Annotated in this window: 28 protein-coding genes; 3 read left to right on the forward strand and 25 right to left on the reverse strand. The window is 72.7% G+C overall.

All coding sequences use genetic code 11. The features are described 5' to 3' along the window. Positions 1-59 precede the first annotated feature (59 nt). Positions 60-662, reverse strand: a complete 603-nt coding sequence (locus AB0J24_RS19825) for a hypothetical protein (protein WP_358683360.1) — start codon at positions 660-662, stop codon at positions 60-62. A gap of 244 nt (positions 663-906) precedes the next feature. Between AB0J24_RS19825 and AB0J24_RS19830 the strand changes: the two genes are divergently transcribed. The 3 genes from AB0J24_RS19830 (at position 907) to AB0J24_RS19840 (ending at position 1,811) form a co-directional block, all read left to right on the forward strand. Continuing rightward, positions 907-1,221, forward strand: a complete 315-nt coding sequence (locus AB0J24_RS19830) for a hypothetical protein (protein WP_358683362.1) — start codon at positions 907-909, stop codon at positions 1,219-1,221. 163 nt (positions 1,222-1,384) lie between these two features. Continuing rightward, a complete protein-coding gene (locus AB0J24_RS19835) occupies positions 1,385-1,579 on the forward strand; it encodes a hypothetical protein (protein WP_358683364.1) in 195 nt (64 codons plus the stop codon). 94 nt (positions 1,580-1,673) lie between these two features. Continuing rightward, a complete protein-coding gene (locus AB0J24_RS19840; protein ID WP_358683366.1) occupies positions 1,674-1,811 on the forward strand; it encodes a hypothetical protein in 138 nt (45 codons plus the stop codon). A gap of 202 nt (positions 1,812-2,013) precedes the next feature. Here AB0J24_RS19840 and AB0J24_RS19845 read toward each other — a convergent pair whose 3' ends face one another. From AB0J24_RS19845 to AB0J24_RS19960, 24 genes are all read right to left on the reverse strand, one after another. After that, positions 2,014-2,748, reverse strand: a complete 735-nt coding sequence (locus tag AB0J24_RS19845; RefSeq protein WP_358683368.1) for a DUF3800 domain-containing protein — start codon at positions 2,746-2,748, stop codon at positions 2,014-2,016. A 261-nt stretch (positions 2,749-3,009) separates the two neighbouring features. After that, positions 3,010-3,180, reverse strand: coding sequence for a hypothetical protein (locus AB0J24_RS19850; RefSeq protein WP_358683370.1), 171 nt, complete (start codon positions 3,178-3,180; stop codon positions 3,010-3,012). Next, positions 3,177-3,398 (reverse strand): hypothetical protein, encoded by a 222-nt coding sequence (locus AB0J24_RS19855; RefSeq protein WP_358683372.1) that lies wholly within the window; start codon positions 3,396-3,398, stop codon positions 3,177-3,179. The genes AB0J24_RS19850 and AB0J24_RS19855 overlap by 4 nt, the downstream gene beginning before the upstream one ends. Continuing rightward, a complete protein-coding gene (locus tag AB0J24_RS19860) occupies positions 3,398-3,715 on the reverse strand; it encodes a hypothetical protein (protein ID WP_358683374.1) in 318 nt (105 codons plus the stop codon). The genes AB0J24_RS19855 and AB0J24_RS19860 overlap by 1 nt, the downstream gene beginning before the upstream one ends. Then, complete coding sequence (locus AB0J24_RS19865; RefSeq protein ID WP_358683376.1) at positions 3,712-3,894, reverse strand: hypothetical protein; 183 nt, start codon at positions 3,892-3,894, stop codon at positions 3,712-3,714. The genes AB0J24_RS19860 and AB0J24_RS19865 overlap by 4 nt, the downstream gene beginning before the upstream one ends. Then, positions 3,891-4,238: a hypothetical protein gene (locus AB0J24_RS19870; protein ID WP_358683378.1), complete on the reverse strand. Its 348-nt coding sequence runs from the start codon at positions 4,236-4,238 to the stop codon at positions 3,891-3,893. The genes AB0J24_RS19865 and AB0J24_RS19870 overlap by 4 nt, the downstream gene beginning before the upstream one ends. Beyond that, positions 4,235-4,783 (reverse strand): hypothetical protein, encoded by a 549-nt coding sequence (locus AB0J24_RS19875; RefSeq protein WP_358683380.1) that lies wholly within the window; start codon positions 4,781-4,783, stop codon positions 4,235-4,237. Before AB0J24_RS19875 ends, AB0J24_RS19870 begins: the two co-directional genes overlap by 4 nt. Before the next feature lie 101 nt (positions 4,784-4,884). Further along, complete coding sequence (locus AB0J24_RS19880; protein WP_358683382.1) at positions 4,885-6,537, reverse strand: terminase family protein; 1,653 nt, start codon at positions 6,535-6,537, stop codon at positions 4,885-4,887. Continuing rightward, positions 6,534-7,076, reverse strand: a complete 543-nt coding sequence (locus AB0J24_RS19885; protein ID WP_358683384.1) for a hypothetical protein — start codon at positions 7,074-7,076, stop codon at positions 6,534-6,536. The genes AB0J24_RS19880 and AB0J24_RS19885 overlap by 4 nt, the downstream gene beginning before the upstream one ends. Next, positions 7,073-8,041 (reverse strand): hypothetical protein, encoded by a 969-nt coding sequence (locus AB0J24_RS19890; protein WP_358683386.1) that lies wholly within the window; start codon positions 8,039-8,041, stop codon positions 7,073-7,075. The genes AB0J24_RS19885 and AB0J24_RS19890 overlap by 4 nt, the downstream gene beginning before the upstream one ends. A gap of 16 nt (positions 8,042-8,057) precedes the next feature. Beyond that, positions 8,058-8,666: a ParB N-terminal domain-containing protein gene (locus tag AB0J24_RS19895; RefSeq protein ID WP_358683388.1), complete on the reverse strand. Its 609-nt coding sequence runs from the start codon at positions 8,664-8,666 to the stop codon at positions 8,058-8,060. A 105-nt stretch (positions 8,667-8,771) separates the two neighbouring features. Then, a complete protein-coding gene (locus tag AB0J24_RS19900; RefSeq protein ID WP_358683390.1) occupies positions 8,772-9,626 on the reverse strand; it encodes a hypothetical protein in 855 nt (284 codons plus the stop codon). Further along, positions 9,623-10,078 carry a hypothetical protein gene (locus AB0J24_RS19905; RefSeq protein WP_358683392.1) on the reverse strand — a complete coding sequence of 152 codons (456 nt, stop codon included), beginning with the start codon at positions 10,076-10,078 and terminating at the stop codon, positions 9,623-9,625. Before AB0J24_RS19905 ends, AB0J24_RS19900 begins: the two co-directional genes overlap by 4 nt. Beyond that, positions 10,075-10,209, reverse strand: a complete 135-nt coding sequence (locus AB0J24_RS19910; protein WP_358683394.1) for a hypothetical protein — start codon at positions 10,207-10,209, stop codon at positions 10,075-10,077. Before AB0J24_RS19910 ends, AB0J24_RS19905 begins: the two co-directional genes overlap by 4 nt. Then, positions 10,206-10,883, reverse strand: coding sequence for a hypothetical protein (locus AB0J24_RS19915; protein ID WP_358683396.1), 678 nt, complete (start codon positions 10,881-10,883; stop codon positions 10,206-10,208). Before AB0J24_RS19915 ends, AB0J24_RS19910 begins: the two co-directional genes overlap by 4 nt. Beyond that, a complete protein-coding gene (locus AB0J24_RS19920; RefSeq protein ID WP_358683398.1) occupies positions 10,880-11,416 on the reverse strand; it encodes a thermonuclease family protein in 537 nt (178 codons plus the stop codon). The genes AB0J24_RS19915 and AB0J24_RS19920 overlap by 4 nt, the downstream gene beginning before the upstream one ends. Further along, complete coding sequence (locus tag AB0J24_RS19925; protein WP_358683400.1) at positions 11,413-11,601, reverse strand: hypothetical protein; 189 nt, start codon at positions 11,599-11,601, stop codon at positions 11,413-11,415. The genes AB0J24_RS19920 and AB0J24_RS19925 overlap by 4 nt, the downstream gene beginning before the upstream one ends. Then, positions 11,598-12,185: a hypothetical protein gene (locus tag AB0J24_RS19930; RefSeq protein ID WP_358683402.1), complete on the reverse strand. Its 588-nt coding sequence runs from the start codon at positions 12,183-12,185 to the stop codon at positions 11,598-11,600. Before AB0J24_RS19930 ends, AB0J24_RS19925 begins: the two co-directional genes overlap by 4 nt. Then, positions 12,182-12,586, reverse strand: a complete 405-nt coding sequence (locus AB0J24_RS19935) for a hypothetical protein (RefSeq protein WP_358683404.1) — start codon at positions 12,584-12,586, stop codon at positions 12,182-12,184. The genes AB0J24_RS19930 and AB0J24_RS19935 overlap by 4 nt, the downstream gene beginning before the upstream one ends. After that, on the reverse strand, positions 12,583-12,858 hold the full coding sequence (locus AB0J24_RS19940) for a hypothetical protein (RefSeq protein WP_358683406.1): 276 nt from the start codon (positions 12,856-12,858) through the stop codon (positions 12,583-12,585). Before AB0J24_RS19940 ends, AB0J24_RS19935 begins: the two co-directional genes overlap by 4 nt. 43 nt (positions 12,859-12,901) lie before the next feature. Continuing rightward, positions 12,902-13,102 carry a hypothetical protein gene (locus AB0J24_RS19945; protein WP_358683408.1) on the reverse strand — a complete coding sequence of 67 codons (201 nt, stop codon included), beginning with the start codon at positions 13,100-13,102 and terminating at the stop codon, positions 12,902-12,904. After that, entirely contained in the window at positions 13,095-13,727 is a 633-nt protein-coding gene (locus AB0J24_RS19950; RefSeq protein ID WP_358683410.1) for a hypothetical protein, read from the reverse strand. Before AB0J24_RS19950 ends, AB0J24_RS19945 begins: the two co-directional genes overlap by 8 nt. Further along, the gene (locus AB0J24_RS19955) at positions 13,724-15,016 is read right to left on the reverse strand and encodes an AAA family ATPase (protein WP_358683412.1); all 1,293 of its coding nucleotides are present in this window, start codon (positions 15,014-15,016) and stop codon (positions 13,724-13,726) included. Before AB0J24_RS19955 ends, AB0J24_RS19950 begins: the two co-directional genes overlap by 4 nt. Positions 15,017-15,026: 10 nt before the next feature. Beyond that, complete coding sequence (locus tag AB0J24_RS19960) at positions 15,027-16,046, reverse strand: hypothetical protein (protein ID WP_358683414.1); 1,020 nt, start codon at positions 16,044-16,046, stop codon at positions 15,027-15,029. Positions 16,047-16,075 lie beyond the last annotated feature (29 nt).

Below are 16,075 nucleotides of genomic sequence, written 5' to 3' on the forward strand. Positions count from 1 at the left end.
CGAACGCCCCGCACGATATGCAGATGGTCGCGGTGTGGAGGATCGCCAGTTCAGCCCGGTCAGGGCTGCGCGTTGGCCGGGCCGGTGCAGGTCGCCATCGCGTAGTCACCGGTGGCGGTGGACTCAGCGATCACAGCGCCGGTCTCGACGTTCGTGATCCGGCACGTCAGTGACCCTCCACCATCGTTTGAGGCGATGAGCGAGGGGATCGTCATCAGGCCGGAGTCGAACGTAACTTCCTTCGTCCACGGCAGCTGCACCTTCGACTCCTGGTCGGAGGAGACCCCGTCGCCGCCGTTGGAGTAGGTCACCGCGGATGCGGTGGAGCCGTCTCCGGTGAGTTCGAGACGGACGGTGACCGGGCCGTCTGCGGCGACGACGGCAGCGGTTCCACCGCCGATGAGGGCGACGCAGCCGCCGAACATCAGGATCGGGGCGGCGACGAGCCCAAGGAGGACCCACGGCCAGACGCGGCGCCGCTTGGCGGGGGCCGGCGCGGGTGGTGGGGCGGCGTAGTGCTGCTGGTTGTAGCCGGGCGGCGGGGGTGGCTGCTGGTGGTGCCACTGCTGCGGGGGCGGGCCCTGGTTCCCGTGGGGGCGCGGCGGTTGTCCGTAGGGCTGGGCCCCACGGCGGGGGTCGTGCGGGGGAGGCGCGCTCGTCATTGGGGACCTTCCAGGGTGAGGGCGACCGGCTGTACCGGTGTCGCTGCATGGACGCGGGACGTCACCCGAGGGGGCACCCACTGTGATCAACGCCATACCGACAAGATCACCCCGAGCGTGTAAAGACCGCAGCTAGGGAACCGTCACGCCCCAACCCGGGACACCGCAGCAACCAGGAGGAACAGACAAGGAGCATCCCGTGAGCAGCACCGATGTGTGTCAGCCCGGCCCGTATGGTTGCCGCATGGCGCGCATGACTTACCGGGGCCGCGAGGTGGGCACAGCGGACGAGGCCGCCGCCGTGTGCGGCGTCAAGAAGGACACCTACTACTACTACGTGAAGCGGCTCGGCGCGCCCGACGGCATCAGGTACCGCCACCCGGACACCGGGGAGAAGCTGTACGACCTGGCGAAGGTGCAGGAGTGGCAGGACGCCCGCCCCGGGAAGGGCGCCCGTACGGACGTCGCCCGGAAGCGGCGTGAGGCGGAGCTGCGGCAGCGGGCCCGCGGTGCGGACGGCCGGTTCGCTCCCTCGGGTTCTGAGCCGGCCGACGCCTGATGGCGCACCTGTCGTGCCGGTGGTGCGGTCAGGTGATCCACCATCCGCCCGAGAAGCTGGTCGCGGTCGATCTACCGGCGGACGGGTGGGTACACGCACGGTCGCTGCGCCCGCACTGCCAGGACGCGCAGCACCGGGCGGAACCTGAGGAACAGGAGGAGCGGTGACGGAGCAGGAGGGCCGGACGGTGCGGGACCGCCTCGTCGGGTTCGGCATGGACCCGGAGCGGCTGGCCGCGCACATCGAGCGCGGGGCGCTGCTGCTGGACGGGGAGCCGGTGCGGGACGCGGACCAGGTGACGGCCCCGGGGTCCCGGCTGGTCGTGACCGGCCAGAAGCGGTCTGTGAGCGCTGCGTAACAGCCGCGGTGCGTTCGTCGTTTCATCTGGCGTGTCTGGATGCCGTGACTGCCGTACCTGTACCGCCCCCGGAGCTGCGCGGGCGAACCGCGCGATGCTGGCCGGGTTGATGCACCTGTGCACGGTCGGGATCACGTGGGTGGCGTCGCGGTCGTTCATGTCGCACTGCCCGAGCTGCACCCACCTGCTGGGGCGCCACGGCCGGCGGGCGGACGGCAGCTTCCTCGACTGACCAGAGATGGATCAGCGCCCCGGGAGGCGGACCTCACCGGGGCGCTGACACTTGGATCTGGGGGCCCTCTCGCCTACCCATTTACCGTGGCTACGAGTCCGAGACTCACACCAGGGATGCAGCTATGAGCCCGAGGCTTCCGCCGCATCGGAAGCGACACTACTCCGTCGCCGGCCCGGTACAACAGGGGTGCGGTGAGCGGTTACACAGCCCGGAGTTGGGAGCGAGCCGGTCCGCCGCGTGTGCGTGCGCGCATCTCGACGGTAGTGATCCGAACCCGGCCTTCGTGCCCGTCCAGTAGACCCGGCGCCTCGAACGCGGTGGCCAGCTTCTTCGCGACTCGCCCCTTGGGGCTCCGCGGGCTCTCCCCCTGGTCTGCCGCACGCCGCCGCTCGTGCATGATCGCGCCAGCGACCAGGTCTGCGACCTGGAGCAGGTCAGTCGACTTCGAGTCGAGGCAGACAGCGGACACCACCGCGTTGCTGCGGAGCCGCCCGTTGGTAATCGAGCGGACTCGCTCCTCAAGGGACTCACCCACGGGTGTGCTGATGGCGTCCATGAGCACGCCGACACGCTCACCTCGGTTGATGCAACCCCACAGCAGTTGGGCGATGACACGGGCGTGCTGCTCCCACCCCAGTCGGCCTGTGCCCTTCACGACGCAGGCTCCGATGTGGGCGTCGGATTCCTCAAGCGCGGTGATGATCTCGCTGAAGACGATGACGTTGCCGCTGTTGACCCGCGAGAACTTCAGCTCGTGCGGGTGGCTGTGGCGCTCTCGCACGTGCTTGATCGCCCGAGCGAGCTCACCGGGCTTCCGGACCTTGATTCCTGCGACCACGAAGAACTTGCTGCCGGTGGTGGCAGCACCGCTCTCGTCGACGAAGATCGTACTGCTGGGGCAGTCACCTGCTGAGGTTTCACGGGTTCGCGGCATGGGCTACCCCTGTAGCGGGTCGGAGCTTGAACGAGTGATCCCACGCTACTCGCGGGCTCCGACAGTCCCGATACTTTGCACGTATCAACCGAACTGCTACTCAGCCGGTCGTCCGGGGCAACCTCTCGGTCCTGTACACGTCCATTCTCGGAAGAGGTCGGTGGCCAGGCCGTGGTGGGGCACGGGGAGCGGGGGCACCCCGACGGCCTGGCCACCTGGTACCCGCCCGACCCTGGCGGGGGTCGGTCAGGCGGGGAGCCGTCAGCGGGGCGGGTTCCAGCCCTCGGCGCGGAGGCGACGCAGCTCAGCCCGGCGGAACCGGTGCCGCTCCCACAGCTCCCGCATCTTCTCGGTGGCGCAGTCGCAGACGGCCGCGACCACGGCGGCGGCACCGACGATCGCGGCGGCCCACGCCGCCCAGGCCGGGATCACTTCCGGCTCCGGGAGCCGGGCCACCGGCCGGTGACCTCTCGGATGCGGTTCGCGCAGTAGCCGCGGGCCACGGGCCCCTTCATCGGGGTGTGGCGTTCCACGGCGGCGACACAGGGCCGGAACTTCCCGCCCATCGCGGCGACGCGTTTCCTCCAGTACGCCTTGCCCTGGCGGACGAGGCGGCGGCTCCCGCCGCGGCGCCCCTTCGTGCGAGCCATCAGCGGACCAGCCCGTAGTCACGGCGGCGGCGGCCGGCCGGGACCTGCCACGGCGGGACCTGCCCGGTGTGGGCGCGGCCGAGCGCGGCACCGAACGCGCGAGCTACCTCGGCCGCCGCCTGCGCGGCGGCCACGAACGCCTTCCCCACAGCGCGCCCCAGCTCCTCGATGGCCGGGGCGGCGGTCCGGTGCAGGGCGTAGCCCAGCTCCTCCTGGATGGCGGCCTCCGCTTCCGCGCGGGTCGCGCCGCAGGCCATGAGGTCCCGCACGGCGGCGCGGCGCTGCAGGGTGACTTCGGCGATGGCGTGGGTGGTCACGTGTCCTCCCGGGTGTCGTCGGTGGCGATCCCGGCACGCCAGATGCTGGCGCGGAGCTCCACCGGTGCCGGGGCCGGTGGGCCGGCGAGCCGGTCCGCGAGCGCGGCGGTCAGGTAGGCGACGGCGCCGACGAGCGCGGCGACCATGAGCCGGGGCAGGCCGGGGGTTCGGTCCTTCACCGCTGCACCTCCGCGGGCATTCCGGCGAGCCGGTAGTTCGGCCACGGCTTCCAGCGGCGGAGCACCGAGCCGCAGCCGCAGCCACGGCCCCGCGCGATCTGGAACCGGCCGGTGTCGGTGGTGACCGTCCACGGGCTGCGGCCGTGCGGGACCCGGGTCTCGGTGAGCACCACCGTCGGGGCCCCGTAGAGGTCGGGGTCCGGGCGGCGGTCGGTGTACAGCCACAAACGGGCCGGCTCCCCCACCTCGCCGCGGGTGAGGATCGCGCGGGCGTTCCGCAGCACGGTCCCGTCCGGGCAGGTCACGTCCGCCGGGTAGCGGTCGGCGATCACCGCGGTGGTCATGCTGCGCCTCGGTCCTGGCGCTGCTGCGCCTGCTCGTAGGTGGTGGGGAGCCCGAGCTGCGCGCGGCGCCGCAGGAGGGGGCCGAGGATCTTCGGGGACCGGTACGTCTTGCCGCCCGGGGACCGCCAGCGGCCGTCCGGCAGCGGTGACCAGTCCGCCGGATTCGACTGGTCCGGGCGCACCACGCGGCCACGGCCGTAGCTGGTGCCCTGCACCCCGGCCGGCCGGCGGTAGGAGATCGGGCGCCGCGGCGGTTCGGTCGGGTCGTCCCGTTCGGTGAGCTGGTCGAGGTCATAGCGTTGGGTGCGCCACCGGGCGTAGGCGGCGACGGCTTCCTCGGTGAACGCTCGCCCGATGACGGTGGCGAGCTGGTGGGGGCCGCGGGCTACGGCGGCCCAGCCGCGGGCGCCGTCGGTGGAGACGCGGAGCCGGCCGTCGGGGAGCGCGTCCACGGTGAGGCGGATACGTCGCGGCTGGTGCCGCACACCGGGTGGCGGCCCGACGTTGGCGGGATAGGCGGTGTTCGTCGGGACGCGGTGCCGCACGCTCAGCTCCCCGGAGGTCGGCGGTGGTGACCAGGGCGCCTTTTACATCAGGGCCCCGAGAAACACCGCACGCGGCGGCGTGCCGAACAGCTCCGAACAGGTCAGCGGGCGCGGGGGCCGGTCGGGGCGTGGAACCCGCCGCCGTGAGTACGGGTCGGGAGCCGCCGGGTCGGGCGCCGCACCGTGGACTCCTGGCGTTGCTCGGCGAGCTGCGGGAGGAGGTGCGCGAGGGTGTCGAGCCGGTTCGGGGACGGCTGCCCCGGCTGCCACGTGCACGCTTCGTGTTCCAGCGGGCCGAGCCGGCCGACGTGGTGCGCCTTCCCAGTCTCGTAGTAGACGGTGACCGCCTCCGCGCGGGTCTGCTTCGACTGGCGCGGGGTGACCACCACCGTGCGGCACGGCGCACCGGGTGGCCGTGCGAGGACGTCGGCGACGTACGGGACCAGCTCGGTGAGCTGCGCCCGGTCCGCTGCTGCCTCGTCGCCTGCGGCGTTGAGCCCGACCACAGCGAGGTCCACCACGCCGTCGGCGGCACGGAGCTTCGTCGCCTGCCGTCGGATCACGGCCCACGCCTCCGCGACGGCGGTCTGCATCCCGAGGGTCCGTTCGGACACGATCGCGGCGGCGTCGTAGCGGACCGCGGCCAGGCAGACCCGGCGGGCCCAGGCGCCGCGGGACAGCGCGTCGGAGAGGTCCGCGAGGACGTAGAGGTGCCCGTCCGCGGCTCGGCCACCCACGAGGATGCCGGCGGCGTCACCGGTGCCGGTGTCGGCGGGGTCGACGGCGATGACGGTGCGGTCCAGGTCGGGTGCGGTGTCGACGCGGTGCTGGTCGAACCATGCCTGCCGGAAGATGCCGCCCTCCGGTGGGGCTGGCCGGCCCTGATAGAGCGCGGCCCAGGTGCGTTCCCCCACGTCGCCGCGGATGGCCTGCCACTGCTCGGCGGTGCGGCCGCGGGCGGACAGCAGCCAGGTCCCGGGTTCCCGGTTCAGGGCGTCGGGGGTCTGCCCGTCCGCGAGCGCGGGAATGTTCACGACGGGCCAGCCTTCGGTGGCGCGGCGGCCGGCGAGGTCGTCCTCGTGCCATCGGGTCTGGACGACGATGACCGGGGCGCCGGGCGCGAGGCGGGTCCGGGCGACGGAGGACCACCACTCGTGGAGCGCGTTCCGCTGGACCTCGCTGTCCGCTTCGATCTGCCCCTTGATCGGGTCGTCCACGATCAGGACGTCAGCGGGCCGGCCGGTGAGTCCGCCCCCGACGCCGGTGGTGAACATGCCGCCGGTGAACCCGCGGAGGCTCCAGTCGGAGGCGTCGGCGTGGTCCTGCGCGAGCGCGAGCCCGATCCGGTCGCCGTAGGTGCGGACGTGGTTGCGGACGTTCCGGCCGGCGCGGCGGGCGAGCCCGTCGGCGTAGGAGGCGTACACGATCCGCCAGCGGGGCCGCCAGCACAGGAGCCACAGGCACAGCCATTCGAGGAGCGTCGACTTCCCCTCCTGCGGTGGGATCGACACCACCAGGCGGCCGTCGTCGGTGGTGACGGTGTCCCGGAGCGCGTCCGCGACGACCTGCAGGGCTGGGGTGCGGACCACGGACGGTGTGAACGCGGCGGCCAGGTCCAGCGCGGTCGGGTAGTCGCGGGCGGTGCGGAGCCGTGCCGCCATCGCCGCCATCGCGGCCTGCTGCGCCCGTGCCCCGTCGTGCCCCAGCAGCTCGACGGCTTCCCGCCCGGACGAGGGCAGCTCCACCGTGGTCACGGCTGGGCGGGCAGCTGCTCCCGCACCTCGGCCGGGTCGAGGCCGGCCAGCTGCTCGGACAGCTCCCGGAACGACGCGTCCCAGGCGCCTTCCACCCGGACGTCGACCTGCCCGGACACGTCGAGACGGCGGAGCCCCAGCATCGAGATGTGCTCGGAGAACAGCCGCGTGTACCGGTCGATGGCCAGCAGCTCACCGCGGAGGCAGCGCGGGTACAGGGCGCGGAACACCTTCTCGTTCCGGGCGATCCACTCCTGCCGCATGTCCTCGGTCTCCTGCGTGCCCGCGTGCCGGTCCCGGGCGGCGAGGTAGCCGCGGCGGGCCGCTGACTCGCACGAGTACAGCGTCCGGGACGGGTCCTCCGGGTGCGGCGAGTCCGCGATCTCCTGGAAGGTCATCAGCCCCAGCCGCAGCTGGTAGGCGCGTTCCTGCCTGATCCGCTCGTCGGCGACGGTTGCCGGGCTGGCGGACCGCTTCCCCTTCCGGCCGCGGCCCCTGCCGCTGGTAGTGGCCTGGCTGGTACTGGCGTTGTTGGTCATGGGTTACTCCCTGCGGCGGCGCGGGCGCGGCGGTTGACTTTGTCGCGGTTGGCGGCGAGTTCTCCGGCGTGCCATTGGTCGGCGAGTTCGGTGAGGCGGGCGCCGATTTTCTGGAAGCGGTCGCGGTCGTGGACGGCGAGGGGGTTCCGGATGGCGCCGGGGAGCATGGTGTGGAAGACGCGGGGGTCGCCTCGGCCGTTGGAGCGGGTGGCTCGGACGTTGATCTTCGCGGATTCGGGGAAGATCCGTTGGAGCTGGACGGCGCGGGTGTGGTTGTAGTGGGCGCGCATCCCGGTCTTGCTCTTGGATTCCTTCTTGTAGTGGAGGAGCGGCATGACGGCGGCGGTGGCTCCGTCGGCTCGGGTGCCGTACTGGAAGGAGTGGGTGATGTCGTCCTCGAAGGGGCCGTACCACTCTTCGCGGCCGGGGCCGACGCGTTCGAGGAACAGGCTGTAGGGGAACCCGGGGCGGGCGATCTTGTGGTTCTTCCGGCCGGGGTTCACGGCGTCGAGTTGGGCGCCGACGGTGCGGGCGTTGGTGGAGAGCGCGACGCCGGCGAGGAGGTCGAGGAACAGGCCCAGGCCGCCGTGGTCGTTCACGAAGTGCTTGGAGTAGCCGGTGCCGCGGAGGAAGCAGAGCCAGTCGATGTTGTCGTCGAGCTGGAGGACGGCCCAGCAGCCGCGGCGTTCCGCCTCGCGGCAGGCCCATTCGCGGCCGGGGAACGCGCCGAGGAACGCGCCTGGTTCGGGTGGCTGCGGGAGCATCCAGTGGGTGGCGGCGTACTCCTCCGCCCAGGCGCGGGGGTAGACGGCGAGCGGGTGATCGTCGTCCTCGTAGGAGGGGGCGTCGGTGTCGGACACGACCCAGCAGGTGGAGTGCACCCCGATCGCGTCGACGTCGGGGAGGTAGCGGCGGACCGGGCGCTGCCGCAGCTCGGGGCGGCCACCGGAGATGACGGCGACCATGATGCCGCCGCGCTCCTCAGAACTTGTGACGTACATCGAAGACGCCCGGCATGTCCATCAGCTGTGGTCCCGCGGTGAGCGCTTCCTCCTTGGAGGAGAAGCAGACGACGACCTCGAACCCGTCGAGGGTGTTCTTCACCTGCTCGGGGAGGTCGACGTCGGTGTTGGCGGGTTCGGCGTTCTCGAGTTCGGCGATGACGGCTTCCCAGTCGGTGAGCGCGAGGACGTCGGAGAAGTCCTCGGCGAGCCCGTCGAGCTGGTCCACGAGGGATGGGAAGTCCCACGTCGTGAAGTCGTGGGTGCGGTTGTCCGCGATCCGGTAGGCGCGGGCCTCGTCCTCGGTGAGGCCGCGGGCGACGACGACGGGGACCTGGGTGAGGCCGAGGTGTTTCGCGGCCTGCAGGCGGGTGTGGCCGGCGAGGATCGTGTTCGTCTCGTCAACCACGAGCGGTTGCTGCCACCCGAAGCGTTGGAGGGACAGGGCGACGATCTCGACGGCGCGGGGCGGGATGCGGCGCGGGTTGTCCTCCGCGACGCGGAGGTCCTTCACGGCGGCGACGGTGATGGTTCCCAGGTCGGCGACGCCGTGCTTGCCGCCGCTGGCCTTATCGGTGGTGGAGGCCATGTATCCAGCCTGGTCGGGCGGGGTGTGCTCGGGTCGTGGTGGTGGCCCGAGAACGGGCCGGCCCCCGACCCGCTGGCGTACGGGTCGGGGGCCGGTGGGGTGGGGTCAGCTGGCGGCCTGCTCGGGTTCGCGGGCCAGCTCGTAGTGGGCGTGCCGGCCGCCGCGTTCCCCGACGCCGCCGTTCGCGGTGATGAGCACCCTGTCGGCGACGAGCTGGCGCAGGGTCTCGCCGTAGGCGCGGCGTTCCTCCTCCGGGACCCCCAGGTTCTCGTTGACCATGCCGGCGGTGACGCGGAATCCGGGCGGGAGCTGTTGGAACCAGGTGATGATCCGTTCGCGGCGTTCCCGCGCCTGGACCTCCTTCGCGGTCGGACCGATGTGCGGGAGCTGGTCGCGGGTCTCCTGCAGCTCGGCGCGGGTGTCGGCGAGCAGCTGTTCGAGCTGTTCCACGCGGTCGAGGAGCGCGAGGAAGTCCTCGGCGGACACCTCGGCGGGCGGTGGGGTCGGCTGCTCCTCGGGCATGGTGTCCTCCTGGGCGGTCTTGGAGTAGGCGAGTACGGGGCGGGGCCGGTCGTTCACGACGAGCTTCGCGATGTCGGCGGGGGTTGGGGTGCGGTCGGTGTCGTCGTCGCGGTGCTGGGCTTCGTCGGCGTCGAGTGGGGACAGGTCCAGCCCGGCCGCGCGGAGGTTGGACATGACGTTCTTCCGTCCCCGGCCGTGGCCCCATCGGGACGGGATGACGGCGGTGTCGACGGGGCCGTAGACGAGCCAGCCGCCGCCGCTGGTCTGCCGGGTGCGGTACCCGGCGTCCTGGCACCAGTCAGCGAGCTGGGCGGCGGTGTCGATACGTCGTGCTGCGCGCACGGGGTCCTCCTCGGGGTAGGGGGTAGGGCGCTCACGCACGACGGCGCGGGCGCTGGTGAAGTGCCGGGCCCGGCCGGTCCGGGCGCGGATCGTCATGACCCGCTCCCGCCGCCGGCGTACCCGGAGACGCCCAGGCCGCCGCGGGAGATCGTCGACCCGGCCGGGGCGCCGACGGACGGAACGCGCTGGACACGGCCGACGCCGGCGACGCGGCCGGGGTTCTTCGGGTCCGGGACGGAGCGGACGAACCCGGACGCCGGGGCGGCCCCGACCGGCAGTGGCTGCCCGACGTTCGGGACGACGAGCGGGGCGTACATGGCGTAGCCGTCGTCGTCGTAGCGGGTGGCGGGGAGCTGCTGCACGAAACGCCCGACCCCGGGCCGGTTCTGGTCGCACTGGCGGTCGTCCACGCGGGTGTGCGGCGGCCGGTCGGTGGCGCAGACCTCCACACCGTCGGCGACCCCGTCGGTGCAGCCACCGGCGAGGAACGCGACGAACGCGACCCCACCGAGGGTGGAGCAGGTGCGGCCGCGGAGCCGGCGGGTCACCGGAGGTCGTCCCGGTCGTACAGCTCCGCGTCCGCGGAGGTGGTGACGGCCCACACGCAGAGCGCGGCCCACCCGGTGGTGACCGCGGCTGCTGCGGCGGTCACCAGTAGGGCGAAACGGGTCGGGGTCATCCGCGCACCTCCTGCGGGGACAGGTACGCGCTGGCCGGGCTGCCCTGGTCGACGTTGGACCAGCGCGCGGTGCTCTCCGGTGGCGGGCCACCGCGGGTCCGCAGGCGCCGGTACAGGCTCAGCTCGTCGAGCACCAGACCGCACGACTCGGCCAGGTCGTGCCTGCCCTCGTCGGCGATCCGCCGTAGCTGCGCCTCCGCGCGGGCGGTGCGCTCATTCCGGGACCGGGCTTCCGCCGGTGTGGAGAACCAGCCGGGGAGGACCCGTTCCACGCACTGCACGAGCGTCGCGACCGCGGCCGGGAGACCCGCCCGGTCGGAGTCGGCGGCGCGGCGGACCTCCTCGGGCATCGCCTCCCAGGCGGCGAACACCTCGTCCTCCAGGTCCGACAGTTCCCGTCCCGTGGCTCGGTGGAGGTGCCGACGACCGGAGGCGCGGCGGGCCATCCCGCGGAGCGCCGCCCGGGACTCGGTGAGCTGTTCGGTCAGGGAGTCGGCGTCGCGGCGCGCGGCCTCCGCCTCCGCCTCCGCGGTTTCGGCGCGGGCGCGGAGCTGTTCCACCTCCTCGCGGAGCGCGCCGTTCTCGGTGGCCAGCGTGAGCCGGTCCTGGCGTGCTGCTTCCAGCTCGTCGCGGTCGACGGACCGGACCAGTGGGGAGTGGTCGACGGTGCTCATCGCGGGCAGCTCCCCCACATGCCGTGGCCGCGTGCCTGCGCGACCAGCTCGGCGGCCTTCACCTCCGGGTAGACCCGGGGCGGGGTGTCGTAGATGTAGGCGCGGGCCGTGCCGGCACCGGCGGCGGCCACGGAGTAGTTCGTGCCGTCCGGGAGCAGCAGCTCGGCCAGGGTGCGGTCGTAGCGGTCCGTGGTGTCCTGCGAGGAGTCAGTCGCGACCCGGACCTGTTTCCCGAGCAGCAGCGCCTCGGCGAACGCGGTCGCCTCCGGGCCCCAGCACTCGACGGGCTTGGAGGGGTGGACAGTCTCCGGGGTGTCGATCCCGAGGACGCGGACGGTGCGGCCGTCGTCGAGTTTCACGGTGTCGCCGTCCACGACGCGGGTCACGGTGGCGGTGGTCGTCATATCGACGCCGGTGGTCGGGACCGGGGTGAACGGGGCGGGCAGCTGCGGGGCGGCGTCGGCGAGGCCGCAGCCACCGATCATCAGCAGCGCGAGGAGCGCCGCGGCGGGCCAGATCATGGCGCGGGTCATCGCGTGGACTCCGTGTGGACGGCGGTGACGCGCACCAGGTAGGCGCCGTTCGGGTTCCACGCGGCCTTTGTGCGGGCGTGGACGGTGGTGTCCCCGGGGATTCCGAGCGAGTCGCAGCGCTCCACGAACTCGCGGAGCTGGTCGAGGGTTCGTGCCTCGTGAACGATCTTCTTCTCGACGCTCACCGGGTCTCTCCCTTCACGGCGTCGCCGATCAGCTGGGCGGCGTTGTCGCGCACGACCTGGGCGACCTGCTCGCGGGCGGCCTGGATGGACTCGCGTAGCTCCTTCCGGAGCGCGTCGTGGACCTCCTCGCGCAGCAGCTCCCGGAACCCGCCCTTCCGCTCCTGGTCCCGGGGGAACCGGTCCCGGCTGTGGTCCGGCTCGGACAGGAACGCCTTGACGTCGTCCTGGATGAGGTCGCGGAGCGTGCGGGTCTCCCCGCCGTCGACCGGCTCGCCCCAGTGGTTCGTCCGCCGGACCTCCCCGGTCAGCGCCTCTCGGACCATCGCCTGTGCCTGCTCCCGAGCGGCGGTACGCACCTCGTCCCGGATGTCGCGCAGGACATCGGTGAGGTCTGAGCGCATCGACCGCTCCATCTCGTCGCGGAGCTGCCGGGCCAACGCCTCGGTGACCGCGTCGCCGAGCGCGAACGGCTCGACCTCCGGGCCGGTGTCCGGGTCGTGCCCGACGTGGCGGGCACCGATGATGGTGTCCCAGGTGACGGTCAGTACCGGTGCGGCGGTCGGGGTGTCGTTGGTGGTGGTCACTGGCGGTTCTCCTTCGGTGCGGGGGGCAGATCGCGGATGCCGAATGCGGCGGCCACGGCCCCGGTGATCAGTGCGGTGTTGTGGGTGTCGCAGCTGCCGGCGGCGTCGTAGAGCGCTCCGGTGGCCAGGTCGATGGCGACGCCGAGAACGGCCCACTCCGATCCGGAGCAGGGCGCGGCACGGTCGGTGTAGAGCTGGCGGGCGGCGTCCCAGCAGACCGCGGCCAGCTCCGGGGTTCCGTCCTCGTAGGAGCGGAGGATCTTCACCTCGCGCTGCAGCTCCGGGGCGCGGAGCCAGCGGCGGTGTGCGACGAGTAGCGCCACTGCCGCCTCCCGGGCCCGGTCCCCTTGGGCGCAGCGCCGGAGCGCCGCGGCGAGGAGGTCCGGGTCGAGGAGGGTCACGGGTGGATTCCGTAGGCGTCGGCGATCTTCGCGATGTCCTGCGCGACGAGCTGCATGGGGTGAACGCCGTGGAACACGTGCGCCTCCCAGGCGGGGCCGCCGACCTCGTAGGCGCCGCGGCAGGGCGCCTCCGGGGGGTCGATCAGCAGGCCGTCGTCGTCGAGTAGGACGGCGTCGAGGTGGGCGATGACCTGCTCCTCGGAGCCGGTGATCGGGCACCCGTCGCAGGCCCAGAGGGAGGAGGTGGAGGAGAGGGAGGGGGCGGCGCTCATGGGAAGAACTATAAGGGTTCAACTGGTATGGTGCCAGCCCCGGTTACGCGGTATCCGCGTCCGGGTCGAGACCGAGCATCGACAGCAGCTCCCGCAGCTCCCCGGCGTCCCGCGCATCCGACGCGATCCGGTACACGGCGCACGCCCGGTCTGCCTGTTCGTCCACCGGGTGCCGGGAGGACGCCGGCCGGACCCCGTCGATGGCGGCGCCCAGGTGCGACAGCTGTCGGGACTCCTCAGCCACGGGCCACCGCCACGTCGAGCCACAGCCCCGCCGGCTCCGGCGGGCGCGCGATCCGGACGCGCTGGCTCATCCACTCGTCGGTGTCGTCCGGGACGAGCCGGAGGCCGGGCAGGTCCCGGCGCGGCTGCGCGAGCGCGTCACCGCACGCCTTCACCAGCGGGGTCAGATTGAGGGAGTCCGCGCGGCGCCGGTCCCCGGGGGACCAGACCAGGAGCACGTCGACGTAGACGGCATCGGTGATCCGGTGCAGCTGCGCGGCACGCGCGAGCGTGACCACGGTCTCGGCGACCTCGCGGGTGGCGCGGTGCCGGGCCCGCCAGTGAGGGCGAGCGTTCAGGTGGAGGACGTCCCAGACGGCGCGGTGCCGGACCGTCTTGCCCGTCTTCCGCTTCCGCTTCTGCTCCCAGGCGGTGTCCCAGCGGGGCAGCGGCAGCCGGTAGGACTCGACACGACCCGCGACAGCCTCAGAGCCGTTCTCCCGCACCGCCAGCCCCTCACACTCGGTAGGCCCCGCTGCGGCGCTCACGGCTGCGCTGGCCGTGCGGGCGAGGCCGGGGAGCGTGTCTGCGATGGCCTGATCCAGCCGGACCGGTTCCCGGTCGGGGCCCCACCAACCGGCGTTCACGCCGCTTCCTCGTAGTACGACTCGTCAGCCGGCATCCACGGCAGGTACAGCGAGTGCTGCAGCTGAGCCGGCCACTGCCGCTCCTCCCGCGACCCGCGCCAGGCCACGACGTCCACGAGCTTCGGGTGCTCCTCCCCCGGGTCGCCCTTCGCGCGGGCCATGCCGAACCCGAACTCCGGCCAGCGCAGGAACAGCGAGGACCCGGCGGGGCGCAGCTTCCTGTCCCCTGTGATCGGGTCCTTCTCGTGCCCGGCGTGCGCCTCGGTCACCAACGCGCAGCCGTAGCGGACCCGGATGCCGTCGAGCGTCGCGATCAGCTGCCGGGCGGTGTCCTCGTCGGCGACCGACCGGCTCGTCAGCCGGTACAGCGGCCCGCACACCAGCAGGTCCGGCGAGTTCGCAGCCACCTTGCGTTCCAGCCACGCGGCGTCGTCACCGAGGAGGTCCAGGCCCTCCGGGCGGGTCTCGAACCGGACCCGCTCGCGCCACGCCGCCGGGTGGACCTGGGCGCCGCGCAGAACCTCGTCCACCCGCTCGGCGATCCGCCGGAACGCGCGCCGGGACTGGCGAGCGTTGTTCTCGCAGTCGACGATCAGCACCCGGACGCCCTGGTCACCGCGGCCGAGGATCGCGCCCGTGAACGGGTGCACCCCGGCGGCCATGCACGCGGCGAGCTGCCGGATCAGCCACGACTTCCCGCCGCCCTCCCCGCCGGTGAGCAGCAACCGCTCCCCACGCTCGAACAGGCCGGGGACCAGCCAGTCGTACTCGTCGGTGCCGGCCAGCAGGTCGTCCAGGCTCGGGCTCGGCTGGTCGAGCTCCACGCCGGCGTCGAGCCGGTCCGCGGTGTCCAGGCGGGCGCGCAGCTCGGCGGTGACGCGGGCGATCGACTCGTCGCCACCACCGTTGAGCCATGACTCGTTGAGCTGCTGGCGGGTGTACAGCAGGGAGGCGGAGAGGTTCCGGCGGGCCGCGCAGCGCGCGATCCGGTGCGCGTAGTTGTCCGCCAGCGTCGGGGTCCACGCGCTCTGCATCAGCGTGTGCAGGTGCACGCCCGGGTTCCCGTCGAAACCGCGGCGCCCGATCAGGGCGGCCAGGACGACCTGCGGGTCGACCGGCTCGCCGGCGCGCAGCCGCTCGGTCAGGACGGCGGCGAGGGTGGCGTGCCGCGGGTGCCACCAGACGTCGGCGGGCAGCCCGAGCAGCGCGGGCCCGGCGGTCTCGGGCGCCAGGAGCACGCTCCCCAGTAGCGCCTGCTCGGCGCCCAGGTCGTAGGCGTCGTCACTCATGATCGTCTCCTCAGCACTGGACCCGACGACGACCGGTGGTCGCGGGGTCGTGGGCGGCAGCCGCGGCGGCGGCACGGGCGGAGGGCAGGCGCTCGGAGGCGGAGAGCATCCAGTTCCGCCAGGTCGCGGACCAGTCGCGTTTCACGCCCTTCGCGCCGCTCGCGGCGTGCCAGTAGTTGCGGAACTTCTCGGTCTCATGCCGGGTGTCCACGGCGGGGACGCGCTCGCGGGCCCAGTCGACCAGCTCGCGGGTCGGGAGCCAGTCCTCGGGGAGGCGCGTGCCTCGCTCGGCCGGAGCGCGCTTCGGCTTCTTCGGCTCATCCGTGGCCGGGGCGTCCGGCGCGTCAGCGACGGCGCCTACGGACGTAACCCCGTTACCAACAGAACCTCTCTCCTCTACCTCTACCTCTACCTCTATGGCATTCGGCATGGCATGAGTCATGGCATGTGACGACGGTTCGGACATGGCATGCCCGGGGGGTTCCGACATGGCATTGCGGGAGGTGTCCGGCATGGCACCGGACCCGGTGTCCGGGACCGCGCTACCGGGGTCCCCACCGAGGTCGGTAACCGCCCGCTGCCATGCGACGTACGGGACCTCCCCGTATCGAGCCGGCTTCTTCGCCGCCAGCTGCTCGCGGTCCAGGCGCAGCAGCTCGGACAGCAGGACGGCGCGTAGCTTCGGCGACGCGGTGGCCGTGGCGGCAGCGAGGGCGGCCACGAACGGGCCCGGGGCGCCCTGCGCCACGTCGTTCCGGATGTAGGAGCGGATCAACAGCTCGTCGGTCTCGTCGTCCGAGATGACGTACCGCCGGTCCTCCAGGACCTTCCAGGCGTGCGCGATGCGGTCCGGGCCGTCGTCGTCCCCGGCCAGGTTCGCCCACATGCGCCGCGGGATGGTCAGCACGCCGGCCTGGTTCAGCCCCGGCTGTGAGAGCAGCACTACGTACAGCCACTGAGCGTCCATCGGCAGGCCGATGAAGTCGCGGTCCGACCAGATGGCGGTCTTGATGCGCGCTTCGCGTGGCATCAGCGCCCGGCCCTGTGGTCGCCGGCCTG

The sequence above is a fragment of the Pseudonocardia sp. NPDC049635 genome (assembly GCF_040659795.1).
Classification (GTDB): domain Bacteria; phylum Actinomycetota; class Actinomycetes; order Mycobacteriales; family Pseudonocardiaceae; genus Pseudonocardia.

Bases quoted from the DNA above. Each gene is read 5' to 3' on its own strand.
- AB0J24_RS19825 (WP_358683360.1), bottom strand. From the start codon at position 662: ATGACGAGCGCGCCTCCCCCGCACGACCCCCGCCGTGGGGCCCAGCCC.
- AB0J24_RS19830 (WP_358683362.1), top strand. From the start codon at position 907: ATGGCGCGCATGACTTACCGGGGCCGCGAGGTGGGCACAGCGGACGAG.
- AB0J24_RS19840 (WP_358683366.1), top strand. From the start codon at position 1,674: ATGCTGGCCGGGTTGATGCACCTGTGCACGGTCGGGATCACGTGGGTG.
- AB0J24_RS19845 (WP_358683368.1), bottom strand. From the start codon at position 2,748: ATGCCGCGAACCCGTGAAACCTCAGCAGGTGACTGCCCCAGCAGTACG.
- AB0J24_RS19855 (WP_358683372.1), bottom strand. From the start codon at position 3,398: ATGGCTCGCACGAAGGGGCGCCGCGGCGGGAGCCGCCGCCTCGTCCGC.
- AB0J24_RS19870 (WP_358683378.1), bottom strand. From the start codon at position 4,238: ATGACCACCGCGGTGATCGCCGACCGCTACCCGGCGGACGTGACCTGC.
- AB0J24_RS19885 (WP_358683384.1), bottom strand. From the start codon at position 7,076: ATGACCAACAACGCCAGTACCAGCCAGGCCACTACCAGCGGCAGGGGC.
- AB0J24_RS19890 (WP_358683386.1), bottom strand. From the start codon at position 8,041: ATGGTCGCCGTCATCTCCGGTGGCCGCCCCGAGCTGCGGCAGCGCCCG.
- AB0J24_RS19895 (WP_358683388.1), bottom strand. From the start codon at position 8,666: ATGGCCTCCACCACCGATAAGGCCAGCGGCGGCAAGCACGGCGTCGCC.
- AB0J24_RS19900 (WP_358683390.1), bottom strand. From the start codon at position 9,626: ATGACGATCCGCGCCCGGACCGGCCGGGCCCGGCACTTCACCAGCGCC.
- AB0J24_RS19910 (WP_358683394.1), bottom strand. From the start codon at position 10,209: ATGACCCCGACCCGTTTCGCCCTACTGGTGACCGCCGCAGCAGCCGCG.
- AB0J24_RS19915 (WP_358683396.1), bottom strand. From the start codon at position 10,883: ATGAGCACCGTCGACCACTCCCCACTGGTCCGGTCCGTCGACCGCGAC.
- AB0J24_RS19920 (WP_358683398.1), bottom strand. From the start codon at position 11,416: ATGACCCGCGCCATGATCTGGCCCGCCGCGGCGCTCCTCGCGCTGCTG.
- AB0J24_RS19940 (WP_358683406.1), bottom strand. From the start codon at position 12,858: ATGAGCGCCGCCCCCTCCCTCTCCTCCACCTCCTCCCTCTGGGCCTGC.
- AB0J24_RS19955 (WP_358683412.1), bottom strand. From the start codon at position 15,016: ATGAGTGACGACGCCTACGACCTGGGCGCCGAGCAGGCGCTACTGGGG.
- AB0J24_RS19960 (WP_358683414.1), bottom strand. From the start codon at position 16,046: ATGCCACGCGAAGCGCGCATCAAGACCGCCATCTGGTCGGACCGCGAC.